Origin of the sequence: Lentibacillus songyuanensis (genome assembly GCF_039548255.1) — a bacterium.
Taxonomy (GTDB): domain Bacteria; phylum Bacillota; class Bacilli; order Bacillales; family Amphibacillaceae; genus Lentibacillus_C; species Lentibacillus_C songyuanensis.
The window spans coordinates 82,368-96,354 of record NZ_JBCLVH010000008.1 but is presented as its reverse complement, the minus strand read 5'-3'; the positions used below and the strand labels follow the sequence as shown (position 1 = coordinate 96,354).

At 40.2% G+C, this 13,987-nt stretch carries 17 protein-coding genes and 1 other annotated feature; of the genes, 13 read left to right on the top strand and 4 right to left on the bottom strand.

The window, feature by feature from the left end:
• Positions 1–125 precede the first annotated feature (125 nt).
• The 3 genes from WMZ97_RS10095 to proS all read left to right on the top strand — a co-directional run bounded on the left by WMZ97_RS10095 (position 126) and on the right by proS (position 2,808).
• A complete protein-coding gene (locus WMZ97_RS10095; protein WP_343271959.1) occupies positions 126–329 on the top strand; it encodes a helix-turn-helix transcriptional regulator in 204 nt (67 codons plus the stop codon).
• Entirely contained in the window at positions 319–816 is a 498-nt protein-coding gene (locus WMZ97_RS10090) for a DUF3278 domain-containing protein (RefSeq protein ID WP_343271958.1), read from the top strand. Before WMZ97_RS10095 ends, WMZ97_RS10090 begins: the two co-directional genes overlap by 11 nt.
• Positions 817–902: 86 nt before the next feature.
• Positions 903–1,137 (top strand) — a binding site (T-box leader).
• A gap of 273 nt (positions 1,138–1,410) precedes the next feature.
• The gene (proS, locus tag WMZ97_RS10085) at positions 1,411–2,808 is read left to right on the top strand and encodes a proline--tRNA ligase (RefSeq protein WP_405027676.1); all 1,398 of its coding nucleotides are present in this window, start codon (positions 1,411–1,413) and stop codon (positions 2,806–2,808) included.
• Positions 2,809–2,864: 56 nt separating this feature from the next.
• Here the strand turns inward: proS and WMZ97_RS10080 are convergent, their stop codons facing one another.
• Together WMZ97_RS10080 and WMZ97_RS10075 are read right to left on the bottom strand one after the other, a co-directional pair.
• Positions 2,865–3,335, bottom strand: coding sequence for a GNAT family N-acetyltransferase (locus WMZ97_RS10080; protein ID WP_343271956.1), 471 nt, complete (start codon positions 3,333–3,335; stop codon positions 2,865–2,867).
• A 133-nt stretch (positions 3,336–3,468) separates the two neighbouring features.
• Entirely contained in the window at positions 3,469–3,942 is a 474-nt protein-coding gene (locus WMZ97_RS10075) for a glutathione peroxidase (RefSeq protein ID WP_343272042.1), read from the bottom strand.
• Between the two features lie 208 nt (positions 3,943–4,150).
• Here WMZ97_RS10075 and WMZ97_RS10070 point away from each other — a divergent pair, with 208 nt between their 5' ends.
• From WMZ97_RS10070 to WMZ97_RS10060, 3 genes are all read left to right on the top strand, one after another.
• Positions 4,151–5,161, top strand: a complete 1,011-nt coding sequence (locus WMZ97_RS10070; RefSeq protein WP_343271955.1) for a TAXI family TRAP transporter solute-binding subunit — start codon at positions 4,151–4,153, stop codon at positions 5,159–5,161.
• Between the two features lie 187 nt (positions 5,162–5,348).
• A complete protein-coding gene (locus WMZ97_RS10065; protein WP_343272041.1) occupies positions 5,349–7,259 on the top strand; it encodes a TRAP transporter permease in 1,911 nt (636 codons plus the stop codon).
• Positions 7,260–7,522: 263 nt separating this feature from the next.
• Positions 7,523–7,873 carry a DUF2200 domain-containing protein gene (locus WMZ97_RS10060; RefSeq protein ID WP_343271954.1) on the top strand — a complete coding sequence of 117 codons (351 nt, stop codon included), beginning with the start codon at positions 7,523–7,525 and terminating at the stop codon, positions 7,871–7,873.
• Positions 7,874–8,017: 144 nt separating this feature from the next.
• Here the strand turns inward: WMZ97_RS10060 and trhO are convergent, their stop codons facing one another.
• Positions 8,018–8,992 carry an oxygen-dependent tRNA uridine(34) hydroxylase TrhO gene (gene trhO / locus WMZ97_RS10055; RefSeq protein WP_343271953.1) on the bottom strand — a complete coding sequence of 325 codons (975 nt, stop codon included), beginning with the start codon at positions 8,990–8,992 and terminating at the stop codon, positions 8,018–8,020.
• A gap of 221 nt (positions 8,993–9,213) precedes the next feature.
• Positions 9,214–9,828: a DedA family protein gene (locus tag WMZ97_RS10050; protein WP_343271952.1), complete on the bottom strand. Its 615-nt coding sequence runs from the start codon at positions 9,826–9,828 to the stop codon at positions 9,214–9,216.
• Positions 9,829–10,120: 292 nt separating this feature from the next.
• On the opposite strand from WMZ97_RS10050, the gene WMZ97_RS10045 reads away from it, so the two are divergent.
• The 7 genes from WMZ97_RS10045 to WMZ97_RS10015 all read left to right on the top strand — a co-directional run bounded on the left by WMZ97_RS10045 (position 10,121) and on the right by WMZ97_RS10015 (position 13,986).
• A complete protein-coding gene (locus WMZ97_RS10045) occupies positions 10,121–10,459 on the top strand; it encodes a hypothetical protein (protein WP_343271951.1) in 339 nt (112 codons plus the stop codon).
• 99 nt (positions 10,460–10,558) lie between these two features.
• Positions 10,559–10,717: a hypothetical protein gene (locus tag WMZ97_RS10040; protein WP_343271950.1), complete on the top strand. Its 159-nt coding sequence runs from the start codon at positions 10,559–10,561 to the stop codon at positions 10,715–10,717.
• 337 nt (positions 10,718–11,054) lie between these two features.
• Positions 11,055–12,038, top strand: a complete 984-nt coding sequence (sppA, locus tag WMZ97_RS10035) for a signal peptide peptidase SppA (protein WP_343271949.1) — start codon at positions 11,055–11,057, stop codon at positions 12,036–12,038.
• 12 nt (positions 12,039–12,050) lie between these two features.
• Positions 12,051–12,521 carry an RDD family protein gene (locus WMZ97_RS10030; protein ID WP_343271948.1) on the top strand — a complete coding sequence of 157 codons (471 nt, stop codon included), beginning with the start codon at positions 12,051–12,053 and terminating at the stop codon, positions 12,519–12,521.
• 246 nt (positions 12,522–12,767) lie between these two features.
• Positions 12,768–12,965, top strand: coding sequence for a cold shock domain-containing protein (locus WMZ97_RS10025; RefSeq protein ID WP_017795660.1), 198 nt, complete (start codon positions 12,768–12,770; stop codon positions 12,963–12,965).
• 101 nt (positions 12,966–13,066) lie between these two features.
• Positions 13,067–13,687, top strand: coding sequence for a class I SAM-dependent methyltransferase (locus WMZ97_RS10020; protein WP_343271947.1), 621 nt, complete (start codon positions 13,067–13,069; stop codon positions 13,685–13,687).
• The gene (locus WMZ97_RS10015) at positions 13,687–13,986 is read left to right on the top strand and encodes a hypothetical protein (protein ID WP_343272040.1); all 300 of its coding nucleotides are present in this window, start codon (positions 13,687–13,689) and stop codon (positions 13,984–13,986) included. The genes WMZ97_RS10020 and WMZ97_RS10015 overlap by 1 nt, the downstream gene beginning before the upstream one ends.
• Position 13,987: the final 1 nt, after the last annotated feature.

The following is a 13,987-nucleotide window of genomic DNA, read 5'->3' as shown; positions in this document are numbered from 1 at the left end:
CGGGGTGGTAGCAATTTGCTCCTGCTATTTTATTTGGTTACTTTTTTATGTGTTTGTCACATATATTTGACAAAAATGAAATGTCATATATAATGTACATATAATGGTTCGAGAGGATGTTTGACTTGAACAAAGTCAAAGAGTATAGAATGCAAATGAAATTCACCCAAATGGAATTAGCCAGAAGAGTTGGTGTAGCGCGACAAACCATTAATTTAATTGAAAATAATAAATACAATCCCTCTTTATCCTTGTGTATTTCCTTAGCCAAAGAGCTTAGAACAGATCTTAATACTTTATTTTGGGAGGAAAAAGAAGATGCGAAATAAAATATTGAAACGTTTTATCGGAGCAATAGACGACCGGGATGAATATCAATTACAAGAAATTCATAAAGAGTTAGCTTTTTCAGGAATATTACTATGGGGTTTGACGCTTATCTTAATGTTCATAAGTCTTGTGATCGATACAATTCATAATACACTAACGTTTATAACACCAGCACTACTCATTGTTAATATGGTTTATGCAATCAAAGTAGTTTCAAAGCTAAGGAAAAAGAATTTGGACGATATAGATTGTGCTACGATGGAGGAATACAAAGAAAAGAAAAAAGGTTTGAAAAAGTCATCGACAATTGCTGGTGTTGCTTGGGGTATTACTATGTTGATTTTTATGCAATATATATTTCCTTATCTATCAGTGGGAGAAATAGATGTAAGTTGGTGGAACGTATTAATATGGGCTTTTGCAGGGGTGTTTTTTGGTATAGCAACTTATTGGCTTTCCAGATCTAAATTACGGAAACATTTTTGAACTACCGAAATAAAGCCTCTACACCTCCACTAATAAGGGTAAAGCTTGACATTACTTTTACTTCCATATATATTAAGACTTACAAAGCTGAAACGTTGATAAGGATTAGTACAATGATGTGTCTTTTATAAGAGAGGAAATGGCTGGTGCGAATTTCTAAAGAACACATTGGAACCTGCCTTTTGAGTTCGCGATAATACGCGCGGTTCCTAACCGTTATCAAGTAAAGTGGCATGATAGAAATTAGAGACTGGAAGTCAGAAGCCGGTGAAGTGTTCTTGATTGCAACAAGGGTGGTACCACCAAACCTCGGTCCCTTATTAGGGATTCGGGGTTTTTTTATGGAAAATGTGACCTGTCCGGGTGTCTTATTTTTTAAGAAGCGGGAAAGTGAATCTTTCCGGGTTACAGAAAAAGTGAACTGTCAATAAATGTAGTGAAACTGACGTTAAATAATAACGATATTCGGCTTAAGTCGATATTTTTACAGTGATTCTGATCAATTCCTGTGAAAGTCTATTGTCACAGAAAATTATTTTCAAAGAGGTGTTAGGGTTGGGTAAGAATAAACAATTTGTTGAGAAAGTAACTGCGATGGAGGATGATTTTGCGCAATGGTATACGGATGTGGTGAAGCAGGCTGAGCTCGTTGATTATGGAACGGTTAGAGGAACCATGATCATTAAGCCATACGGTTTTGCCATTTGGGAAAATATCCGCGATGAATTGGATAAGAAATTTAAAGAAACTGGGCATTCCAACGTTTATTTTCCACTATTTATTCCGGAAAGCATGCTGCAAAAAGAGAAGGATCATATTGAGGGATTTGCACCAGAAGTGGCCTGGGTAACTCATGGCGGGGAGGAAGAACTGCAAGAGCGGATTTGTGTACGGCCGACCTCTGAGGTATTATTTGGCGATTATTATGCAAAGAATATTCATTCTTATCGTGACTTGCCAATGCTTTATAATCAATGGAGCAATGTTGTCCGCTGGGAAAAAACGACACGGCCATTCCTGCGCTCACTGGAGTTTTTGTGGCAGGAGGGACATACATGCCATGCCACAGCGGAAGATGCTCAGGAGGAAACAGCAAGAATGCTTGATGTATACACGGATGTTTGTGAACATTATTTAGCAATTCCCGTTCTTCGCGGTCAAAAGACGGAAAAAGAAAAGTTTGCTGGGGCTGATTATACGCTAACGATTGAAAGCTTGATGCATGATGGGAAAGCCTTGCAATCAGGAACATCGCATTATTTAGGTACAGGTTTTGCCGAAGCATTTGATATTCGTTATTTAGATAAAGCGGGTAAGCAGCAACCTGTCCATCAAACATCATGGGGCATGTCCACCCGGATTATGGGCGCGTTGATCATGGTTCACGGCGATAACCGTGGATTAGTTATTCCTCCACGAATTGCACCAACGCAGGCAATGATTTTGCCAATTGCCCAGCATAAAGAAGGTGTATTGGATAAGGCATATGATTTACGTGATCAATTGAAGAATCTCGTCCGTGTAGATATTGATGCCAGTGATAAGACACCAGGGTGGAAGTTCAATGAATCCGAGATGAAGGGGATTCCGGTTCGCATTGAACTGGGACCAAAAGATATCGAAAAAGACCAGGTCGTTCTTGTACGCCGGGATACCGGTGAAAAAGAATTTGTTGCATTAAATGAATTAGAAAGCCGTTTGCCAGCTTTGTTGGAGGAAATTCAGCAAGGGTTATATGATAAAGCGTTGGCTCATCGTAATGAAAAAACATCGGTCGCAACGAACATGGAGGAATTTGAACAAACGCTTGAACAAAATCCAGGATTCATTAAAGCCATGTGGTGCGGAGACATAGCCTGTGAGGAAAAAATCAAAGAAGAAACAAGTGCAACCTCTCGTTGTATTCCCTTTGAACAGGAAAATGTTGCTGACACATGTGTCTGCTGTGGTAAAGAGGCAAAGGAACTTGTTTATTGGGCAAAAGCATATTAATAAGATGAAAAAACCAAGCGATAGCAGCGCTTGGTTTTTTCATGCATAAGGGAAATCTATTCTTTGACAATCGCGTATTGTTTTAAATCACGATGCTGTCCCTTACTATACATCCCTTTTCTAATAATGCCTTCAAAGGACATACCCGCTTTTTTCATAACTCGTTCCGATCCGGTATTTTCTGTAAAACATCTGGCCTGTATACGAACTAGTCCCATTTGCTGGAATCCGAATAGAATCATGTTCTTCACAGCCTCTGTCGCCAGACCCATTCCCCAGTAATCCCGGGCGATCACATACCCTATTTCAGCTGTTTTATGTTTAGGTTTCCAGTCCACAAATTCAATTGTTCCGATAAATTGGCTGGTTTCTTTATGTTCTATCCCCCATGGAGCAGGCTGGTTGTTTTCATATTGATTGATAACAACAGTTACAAAATCCCTTGTATCATCTAAGTTTTGATGAGTGTTCCAACTTACATATTTCGATACTTCCTCGTTCGAACAATATACATATATATCATCCATATCTGCAAAGTCTATCTCCTCAGGATAAGATGTTCTGTCTCTAAAACAGGTAAATCATCATAGACATTCTCCACATCCGTAAACCTCCCAGCTCCATTAATAAGATATGATGTTTGAATTCAAACGTTGGATACTATAATATACTTTCAATATCCTTCACCATACTCTCCGGTTTGGTTTGCGGGGCAAAACGATCAACAACCTCGCCCTTTCGATTCACCAAAAACTTGGTAAAATTCCACTTAATTTGCTTGGTGATCATGCCGGGGGCTTCTGTGGTTAAATACGTAAATAGCGGGAGTGCCTCGCTTCCATTAACATCTACTTTTGCAAACATTGGAAAGGTGACACCGTAATTTTTTTGGCAAAAACTAGCAATCTCGTCGTTTTCACCAGGATCCTGGCTAGCAAATTGATTGCATGGAAATCCAAGGATCTCAAACCCTTGATCGTGGTACGTTTCATAGAGTTTTTCCAAATCGGCAAATTGTGGTGTGAATCCGCATTTACTGGCTGTGTTTACGATAAGTAAGACCTTTCCCTGGTAATCTGCTAATGACTTTTCTTCTCCTGTGATTGTGGTGGCCGTATAATTGTATACACTGATTGTCATCAACTCTCCTTTTGTAAAAGCATAGCAATCAACTATGAAGCTGTCAAAAAATAAAACTAATAATAACTAAAATTTCTAAAAACTTGAATATAGGTTAAAAAAAAGGTAAAATATATTGTAAAGCGTTTTCAAAATAGAAAACTAGTTTGTTATAAAGTCGCGATGCTCGGCTTTAAGTAACAACAAATAAGGGGGAATCACCTTGAAAAAGAAGGTATTGTTACTCGTTGCCTTCATCGTTGCCGCGGGCATGATACTAACTGCTTGTGGAGAGAGTGGAAAAGGTTCCAGTTCCAAGTCGGATGATGGCGGTGGTAAAAAAGAAGCTAAGACCAATTTGACCTTGGGTACTGGTAGTGTTGGCGGTGTTTACTATCCACTTGGCGGTGAAATGGCAACGCTTTGGAAAAAGAACATTGATGAGGATGGTTTTGATGTAAGTTCAGTTGAATCAGGAGCATCAGTGGAAAACGTCGCCAAGATTCAATCAGGTGACTTCCAACTGGGTATTGCCCAAAATACGACCATGTTTGATGCAGTTAAGCAAACTGGTGAATTTGAAGGAAAAGATACGGATGATGTTGTTGTGCTTGGTGCTCTTTATCCGGAGGCCATTCAAGTCGCAACAATGGAATCTGCTGGAATTGACTCAATTGCTGATTTGAAAGGCAAAAAAATTGCAGTCGGCCCTCCAGGGGGTGCGACACGTGCAGCTGCTGAGCTTGTTTTGAAGGCTTATGGTATTGAAGATGGCGACTATGAAGCATTTGAAGAAGGCTTTGGTGATGCAAAGGATAAATTGCAAAATGGTACACTCGATGCTTCCATTGAGGTTGTCGGTATTCCTTCTTCTTCTACCGATGAATTGCAAGCCTCCACAAAAGAAGTGAAATTACTGAATATCGAAGGCGATGCGTTAAAAGAAGTCACAGATAATAGTGATTATGAGGAATATACCGTAGAAGCCGGTACATACGATTGGCTGGATGAGCCGGTACAGACTGCTACGGCTATGGCAATATTAATCGGATCAAAAAGTGAAATTAGTGATGATCTAGCTTATCAACTAACCAAGACACTTGTGGAAAATGCCGGTGACATGTCGATTCAACAAGCAGCACTGATTACCAAAGATGATATTTTGACAGGGGTTCAAGATTTGCCAATCCATCCAGGATCACAAAAATATTTTGATGAGGCCGGAATCGAATAATTTAAATGACGCCATCCTTGTGCAGGATCAGATGAACCCAAATAACAAAGAACCGGACACCGTTTGTCCGGTTCTTTAATCTTGAAAAGTAGGAGCCGCTGGAGCTGGACAGAAATGCAATAAGAAGAACGGAGGGATAACATTGTCTGACACAACCAATACACAAGAAATTGATCAGCATGAATTAATGGCCAAGTATGATAAGGAGAGTGCCTTTCGAACAAATCTGGGCCCGTGGGGCTGGATTACCTTAATCATTGGTGGAGCATTGACCATATTTCAGCTTTATACAGCATTTTATGGATCAAAGGTATCCCTGATCCAAGGGGCAATCCATCTTGGTGCGGGCTTAAGCCTGGTATACCTGCTTTACCCGTACAAAAAGTCAATGATTAAGCGATCGGGCGTGCCTTGGTATGATGCGTTATTAGCGTTAGCCTCGCTCTTTGCAAATTTTTATATCTTATTTAATTATGAGCGGTTGATTAACGAAGCTATTATTTTTGGCTTTACTGCCTTTGATCAAATTGTAGCAACGGCCGGGGTGCTGTTATTACTGGAAGCCACAAGGCGGGTTGTTGGGCTGCCGATCGTCATTATTGCGATTGTCGCTTTGCTTTATGGGCTGCTTGGTGCTTATATACCGGTTATCGGTCATGCGGGCAAGGACTGGCCAACTCTTGCAACGCAAATGTTTTATAGCTCAAGCTCCATCTTTGGAACTCCAATCCAAATTTCATCTACCTACATATACTTGTTTTTATTTTTCGGTGTAATTTTGGTGAAAACAAATATTGGTCAATTTTTTAATGATATTGCTTTGAAATTAACGGGTAGATACACAGGTGGTACAGCAAAGGCAGCAGTTGCGGCGAGTGCATTGCAGGGGATGGTTAGCGGTAGTTCTGTTGCGAATACGGTTGGTTCCGGGTCTTTCACCATTCCAATGATGAAAAATGCTGGATTTAAACCGCACTTTGCGGCTGCCACCGAGGCTTCAGCTTCAACTGGTGGACAAATCATGCCACCAATTATGGGTGCCGCCGCATTTATTATGGCTGCTTATACGGGCGTTCCATATAATGAGATCATTGTAATTGCTATCATCCCGGCAGTCCTGTATTTTTCCGGAGTGTTTATGGGTACGCATTTTGAAGCACGTAAGCAAGGCATCATGGGTTTGTCCAAGGATAAATTGCCTAAACTGAAAAACCTTGCCAAACGATTGGATTTATTTATTCCTTTGATTGCAATTGTCGGTCTCTTATTGATCGGAAAAACGCCAACATATGCGGCATTGTTTGCAATTGTGGCGGCTTTCATTATTAGTTTCTTTAGGAAAGATACAAGAATGCCCTTTAGGGAAATTATTAAAATATTGGAGGAAGGTGCGAGAGCAGCACTGCCAGTTATCGCTGCTTGTGCCACTGCAGGAATTATTGCCGGTACCGTGACAACGACCGGATTGGGACCGAAAATTGCTGGCGGACTTATTGAACTTGCTCATAATCAGTTTTTCCTTGTCATGTTCTTTACCATGATTGCTTGTCTGATTTTGGGAATGGGGCTGCCGACAACGGCTAACTATGTTGTTACGGCAACGATGGCTGCACCAGCATTATTAGCTTTTGATGTGCCGGTAATCGCGGTGCATATGTTTGTATTTTATTTTGGTATCGTAGCGGATATTACGCCACCAGTATGTTTAGCGGCGTATGCTGGAGCGGGCATAGCGGGGGCCAACCCGATGAAAGCCGGTGTTACTGCTGTGAAGCTGGCGATTGCTGCATTTATTATTCCGTATATGTTTGTTACGCAGCCGATCTTGTTGTTACAAGGAGATGCGAACGTATGGAATGTTTCGATCGCAGTAATTACCGCAATGCTTGGCATGGCAAGCATTAGCAGCGCAATGATTGGTTATTATGTGAAATCGACCAATTGGCTGGAGCGGATCCTGATGTTTGGGGCTGGCTTATTGTTAGTCTACCCGGATTTTCTATACTCGATGGTGGGATTAGTAATTTTTGCTGCGTTAACTGCATTTCAATTTATGAGCAGGAATAATGACAACAAAAATAAACCACAAATGGCTTAGGTGAAACAAGGCAGGTAAGAAATGAATCTTACCTGCCGATTCTATTTGGGGAGATTTTTAGTTATTATCGACGCCAGTACCTAACATCCCTTTGACCATTGGACCCATTAGATTATTTTCGTTAAAATCTCCACTTCAAATGTGTGTGGTTCGATTCGATTAACTATAGCTCCATTAGCGATTATGGCAAAACTCCTAATCTAAAATGGTTTATATCGAAAAAAGCCGTGCAGAAAAATTCTATTTCTAAAGGAGAATGTATCATGACCAAACATAAAATCTATACCATGCCTGTCGCAAATGTCTATCCCCATTATATTACGAAAGCGGAGAAAAAAGGACGGTCGAAAGCAGAAGTCGATGACATTATCCGTTGGTTGACAGGATACAGCCAAGAAGCACTAGAAGCAAAATTGGAAAAACAGACCGACTTTGAGACCTTCTTTGCGCAAGCTCCCCAACTGAATCCCGCACGAGCATTGATCAAAGGTGTGGTCTGTGGTGTCCGAGTAGAGGACGTGGAGGAACCAACGATGCAAGAGATCCGCTATTTGGATAAGCTGATTGATGAATTAGCAAAGGGAAAAACGATGGAGAAGATTTTGCGGGAATAAAATTCATCTTCAATAGCTGTTTAAAATTCAGGTGTGATGATGAATATAGAAATAGCACAGAATTTCTGTGCTATTTTGATTGCTATTTATAAACGTTTTTTCCCGAAAAGGAATATGGTATGATGCGCCCACTTCTCATTTCACCTATGCTTCTTGCCTTATATTGGCTTCCTCAAGTACCGCCAATCGCTCCAGTATTTCTTCTTGCGATAAATTTTGTTCTTTCACATACAAGTTGTTCGGGCTGACGCGACATTCGTGCGTGCAACCACGCATATATTTGTGTTCATTTTCTTCAGAGCAAAGAATTTGTTTATTGCAGTCCGGATTAGCACAGTTGACGTAGCGTTCACATGGTTTTCCATCAAAATAGTCAACGCCAACAATAACGTGTTCTTTCCGATTAATCGGTACCGAAATTCGTTCATCAAATACATAGCATTGTCCATCCCATAGTTCCCCTTGGACCTCGGGATCTTTTCCATAGGTTACAATACCGCCATGAAGTTGGTTTACGTCTTCCAAGCCTTCATCCATCAGCCATCCTGTAACTTTTTCGCAGCGAATGCCACCAGTACAGTAGGTTAATACTTTTTTCCCTTTTAACTGTTCTTTATGTTCACGAATCCATTCGGGCAAATCGCGAAAGGATTCGATGTCGGGATTAACTGCCCCGCGGAAATGGCCAAGTTCATATTCATAATCATTACGCGTATCCAGTACAACTGTATCTTCAGATTGCATCGCTTCATAGAATTCTCGTGGAGAAAGAAACGTGCCTGTTTTTTCAAGCGGACTAACGGCATCCTCCAAACGAAGTGTTACAAGCTCTTTCCGATGTCTGACGTGCATTTTTTTGAAAGCATGTCTGTCAGCTTTGTCGAGTTTGAATGTCATGTCATGAAAACGGGAATCCCCATTCATGAAGTCCATATATTCCTTCGTTTGTTCCAATGAGCCTGATACGGTTCCGTTGATTCCTTCTTTTGCTACCAGAATTCGCCCTTTCAGACCGAGGTCTTTACAAAATTGCAGATGTTCTGCTGCAAAGGTTTCGGGGTCCTCTATGGGTACGAACTTGTAGTACAACAAAACCTGATAACCTTGATTGTTTTCCATTTTGTTACCACCTTCATTTATATTTGCAAGATACAAATGTTTGGGTGTGTTATTCTATTTATACTCTTGCACAAACGTCATTATAGCACGTGTTTCAGTTTTATTCCAGCTTGTAAAATCTACCTTAAAATCTTGTTTATCCACATTTGTTCCGTCCATTTAAGAACACGTGGGAAAAATTTTACTATCTAAAAAGGTTCTTTTCACTCCTTGGTAATAAACTATTTTTTCTTTTTTCTTTTCTTCCAGATAAATAAAATGAGAAAAACAACGATCCCTGTACCGATAAGAATATACGTGATGGTGGAATAGAGATTCATAAACAGCAGAATGCTTGTCCATGCCTCTCCTAATACGGTACCAATTAAAATAAGAATGACATTCCAGGTGAGGGTTCCGATCATCGTAAATAGTAGAAACAATCCAAATTTCATACTGGACATACCCGCTGGAATCGAAATCAGACTTCGAACGAGCGGAATCACTCTACAAACTAGTACAGTCCAGTAACCATATCTGTTAAACCAATCATCTGCCTTTTGAATATCCTCTCTTTTAATGCGAATGATATGCCCCCATCTACTAACCATTCTGTCTAATCGTTTTACATCGATAAGCTTGCCAATTCCGTACAGAATGATTGCACCAAGAACTGATCCCGTTGTTGATGTTATGACAACACCCATAATGGTTAATTGTGTTGTTGTTGTCATAAAACCCGCAAAAGGTAGAATTACCTCAGATGGTATTGGTGGAAACACATTTTCTAATACCATCATGAAAAAAACCCCGATATAACCGAATTGCTCCATGATTTCTGTTACCCATGCCTGCATGATAAACCTCCATATTTACGGAATGGAAATTATTTACTATCATCCAAAAGAGAATGTTAATCTCACACTGGTATTATCGTTTTATCCTATCATTTAACCATATGATAATATATTACTTTTCATAACATGAAGGAAGGAAGTACTAAAAAATCCTGGAGGAACCGAAAAGTGCAACACATTATGCAGAACCTTAAGAAGAACGGAAACGTAGCTGCCTTTCTTTATCATACTTAATTTACATGATAATATAAATATGTCCGTTTTCCTTTAAAGAATGGAGGGGGAGTGTAAGATGAAGCAAAGGGTAGCTACTATGGTATTTGTGTTGCTGGGATTTTTAGCAATAGGTCAATCTGTGTACTTTACATCACAAATCGATATAAACCTGATTGATAAACCGACGATTAGCTCGGCAGCTGCGGTATCAGATGTCAATGCTGCTCATATCACGGAGCCTGTGACACTTCCGGCTATACACACGTATAAAACGGATATACTCACTATACCAAAAATAGGGATTGTTTATGATCTTACGCCTATTACCTATTCATTTCACTCTCCTCCCCCTTATGTCACAGAATCGTATGGGTTTTTAGGAGCAAGAAAATACCAGTCGAATTATCTCTCCTGATACAAATCATAATTTATGGTAATATTTCGTTTTTGTTCAAGAATAGAAGCTTTTTGACGCCGATGTTTATGATATGTATCAACGTGGAGGGAACGAGTAATGAAGAAAGATAAAGCTTATTGGAAAGAAATAATCGAATGTTATGTATTCTGTTTTTCCTTGTTCTTGTTATTTTTGGCTGTGATGATTATATCAGGCCAATTAACAGGTACCGATTGGATTGGTTTGTTTAAACAGCTATATAGAACATCATTTTAATAGTAAAAACCCCTTGATACGATTATTACATATCAAGGGGTTTTGCGTGTACTGACAGCAGGCTCATATAAAGCTAAAGTTACATAGCTAAAGTTACATATTGTTTTAGCCCGCAAGTGATGTTTGGAGGTAACGTGCTTTTTCTGGTATGGTATATTTAGCCAATCTTAAAAAGGGTTTTAGATGAACGGATACATATGCTTATGGATCTAGAAGAAAGATCCTTGTATAAACTTGGGTTGTCTAATGGACAAGAAACGAAAGAATAGGGCCTAAGTGTTTAGGTGATAATTAGAAAAGTAGCTTGAATAAGCTGGAGAAGGGAAGAGGTTTTGATATGAGTAAGAAACGATGGATAGCTTTAGGCATCGCTTTTCTGTTACTTGTTGTTTCTTTGATAACGCAGGCGGCATCGACAAATTGGAATGACCTTGTATCCGAATTTGATAACAAGTATGCAGAAAATGTTATCCAAGAAGGGGATACCAATAACCGGATAGCCGTCATTTCGTTAAATGGTACCATTCAGGATGATGGCGAAGGGAGTATGTTCTCAGCTGGAGGCTATAACCATCAGAGAATGCTTGATGTACTGGACCATGCTGCAGAGGATGATAGTGTTAGCGGCATCATCATGCATATTAATAGTCCAGGTGGAGGCGTGGTTGAAAGCGCGGAAGTACACGATAAGATTGTTGATATTCAAAAGAAAAGCAAAAAACCGGTGTATGTATCGATGGGAAATACGGCTGCATCAGGTGGATATTATATTTCTGCGGGTGCGGAGAAGATTGTTGCACATCCTGCTACATTAACCGGATCTATTGGTGTGATTATGCAAAGTATCGATTACTCACAGCTAGCCGATGATCTTGGAATTGACTTTAACACAATAAAAAGTGGGAAATATAAAGATATTATGTCTTCTAATCGCAAAATGACAAAGGATGAACATGATATTTTGCAAACCATGATCAACCAAATGTATGATCAATTCGTTCAAGTTATTGTTGATGGGCGTGAACTACCGGATGAGACCGTTCGAAAATTAGGTGATGGCCGTGTCTACACTGGCATTCAAGCAAAGGAAAACCATTTAGTTGATGACCTTGGCTCACTTGATGACACCATTGAATTAATGGAAAAAGATCATAAATTAAAAGGCGCAGAAGTTGTCCGCTATAAAAATGGCGGCGGGCTTGGTTCTTTCTTTAATGCGACGATACAAAAAACATTCGGAAAAGAACAAGACTTTTTTGGTGTTCGTGACATCATGAAGGATTCAGAGTCGCCACGTGCCATGTACTTGTATACGGAATAAGGAGGGTTCGACATGACAGAAGAACAAGCGGATTATGCAGTAACGTCCGACCCTTTAGTTCCGGTCAGATATGCTGGCTTTTGGATGCGTATGTGGGCTTATGTAGCCGATTTGATTATCGTATTTAGTATTAATGGTGTCTTGCTCGTGCCATTTAAGTTTGTTCATGAAGGAGCAGCGATTTCTATAGGTTATTGGACGCTTACCGGCATTATTAGTATGATTGTCCTGTATTTGTATTTCTTGCTGATGACTAAATTTACCGGCCAAACGTTAGGGAAAATGATTTTTGGGTTAAAGGTTGTTCATAAGGGAGATGAGCCTTTAGCGTGGAGCGATGTCATCTTTCGAGAGATTGTCGGCAGATTTCTGCATCGCGTGCTGGGAGTGACGGTACTGTTATATATTGTTGTCGCTTTTGACGATAAAAAACAAGGGGTTCATGATATGATAGCTGATACATATGTCATTCATACCCGTTAGCCTTTTTGACGGGTAAAACCCATGAATTTTTCCTGTTTTTCCTCGCAATCAAATGGTCAATTATTTCTGGAAATTTGCCAAAATGCCCGATAATGACTTGCATTTTTTGTCTTGAGGGAGTAAAGTTAGAGTAGCAAAAGGAAATTGAAGGATGAATAATACTTTACGATCTCTTTATCAAAGTGAGTGTAAACGTATTTATGATTCAATGACTTTGCACGATATTTGGATAAGGAGGTCATCCTAATGACAGGTAAAGTAAAATGGTTTAATGCAGAAAAAGGCTTCGGTTTCATCGAACGTGAAGATGGAGACGATGTATTCGTACATTTCTCAGCAATCCAGGCTGAAGGCTTCAAAACACTTGAAGAAGGCCAAGATGTTGAATTCGAAATCGTTGAAGGTAACCGCGGACCACAAGCAGCTAACGTCGTTCGTCTATAATAGATAACAAAGAGCTTATCCTCTTGAAAAGGGTAGGCTCTTTTTTTGTCATTACCACCATTTTGTTCTAAGATAAGAGAGATAGGCGGAAGGGTGAGAAAATGGGGCAATTTAATTGGGAGAAGGAAGTAGAAACACAGTGGGACGATCGGGCAGCTTTTTGGAATAAACGCAGTATGAACATGTGGGATAATGGCAGTGGTGACGGTTATGGGTCTTATAAATTACGTCAGTCTGGTTTTGATGTTACCGGGATGGATCTCTCTGGTGAAATGATCAGGCGTGCAAACGAATGGACCAATGATGATCAGATTCATTTCTTGCAAGGTAATGTGACAAATTTGCCGTTTACGGATCAGCGTTTCGATGGGGTCATGGCAATTAATATTTTAGAATGGACAGAGACACCGGCGATAGCATTGAATGAATTACAACGAGTGGTTATGCCGAATGGGCTGCTGTTCATTGGTGTTTTAGGACCAACTGCCGGGCCAAGGGCAAATAGCTTTCCTCGATTGTACGGTAAACCTGCGATATGTAATACGATGATGCCGTGGGAATTTCAGCGGCTTGCTATGGAGCATGAATTGGAATATGTGGATGGCTTTGGCGTATGGAAACAAGGAGTGAATGAAGCGCATCTCCATGGATTACCGCTTGAATTAAAGCAGGCATTGTCATTTATGTGGATATTCATGTTACGAAGGACGGGTGAAGAATGATGGAAAATCGTGATGTTGATCAACAGGTAATCGCGAACTATGAAAAAGCTGAAAACATGATGATACTCGTATTTGCCCAGTGGTGTATTAATCATGGTTTGCAGCCGATGAGACTGTATAAGCGGGCTTATCCAACCCAAAGTGCCAATCTGGCATTAGCCGAAGCGCTGGAGCGTACTGTTCCCAAGGACGAATCAGAGGAAATCTCAGACCAAACTGTTTTACAAGTACTCCAATTATTTGGCAATGACGATTTGGCGTTTGTCGTTCAATCAGAAATCGACCGTCGGGATGGATAAG

Coding starts and splice junctions, on each gene's coding strand:
- WMZ97_RS10090 (WP_343271958.1), top strand. CDS start 319: ATGCGAAATAAAATATTGAAACGTTTTATCGGAGCAATAGACGACCGG.
- proS (WP_405027676.1), top strand. CDS start 1,411: ATGGAGGATGATTTTGCGCAATGGTATACGGATGTGGTGAAGCAGGCT.
- WMZ97_RS10080 (WP_343271956.1), bottom strand. CDS start 3,335: ATGGATGATATATATGTATATTGTTCGAACGAGGAAGTATCGAAATAT.
- WMZ97_RS10065 (WP_343272041.1), top strand. CDS start 5,349: ATGGCCAAGTATGATAAGGAGAGTGCCTTTCGAACAAATCTGGGCCCG.
- WMZ97_RS10060 (WP_343271954.1), top strand. CDS start 7,523: ATGACCAAACATAAAATCTATACCATGCCTGTCGCAAATGTCTATCCC.
- trhO (WP_343271953.1), bottom strand. CDS start 8,992: ATGGAAAACAATCAAGGTTATCAGGTTTTGTTGTACTACAAGTTCGTA.
- WMZ97_RS10050 (WP_343271952.1), bottom strand. CDS start 9,828: ATGCAGGCATGGGTAACAGAAATCATGGAGCAATTCGGTTATATCGGG.
- WMZ97_RS10045 (WP_343271951.1), top strand. CDS start 10,121: ATGAAGCAAAGGGTAGCTACTATGGTATTTGTGTTGCTGGGATTTTTA.
- WMZ97_RS10040 (WP_343271950.1), top strand. CDS start 10,559: ATGAAGAAAGATAAAGCTTATTGGAAAGAAATAATCGAATGTTATGTA.
- sppA (WP_343271949.1), top strand. CDS start 11,055: ATGAGTAAGAAACGATGGATAGCTTTAGGCATCGCTTTTCTGTTACTT.
- WMZ97_RS10030 (WP_343271948.1), top strand. CDS start 12,051: ATGACAGAAGAACAAGCGGATTATGCAGTAACGTCCGACCCTTTAGTT.
- WMZ97_RS10025 (WP_017795660.1), top strand. CDS start 12,768: ATGACAGGTAAAGTAAAATGGTTTAATGCAGAAAAAGGCTTCGGTTTC.
- WMZ97_RS10020 (WP_343271947.1), top strand. CDS start 13,067: ATGGGGCAATTTAATTGGGAGAAGGAAGTAGAAACACAGTGGGACGAT.
- WMZ97_RS10015 (WP_343272040.1), top strand. CDS start 13,687: ATGGAAAATCGTGATGTTGATCAACAGGTAATCGCGAACTATGAAAAA.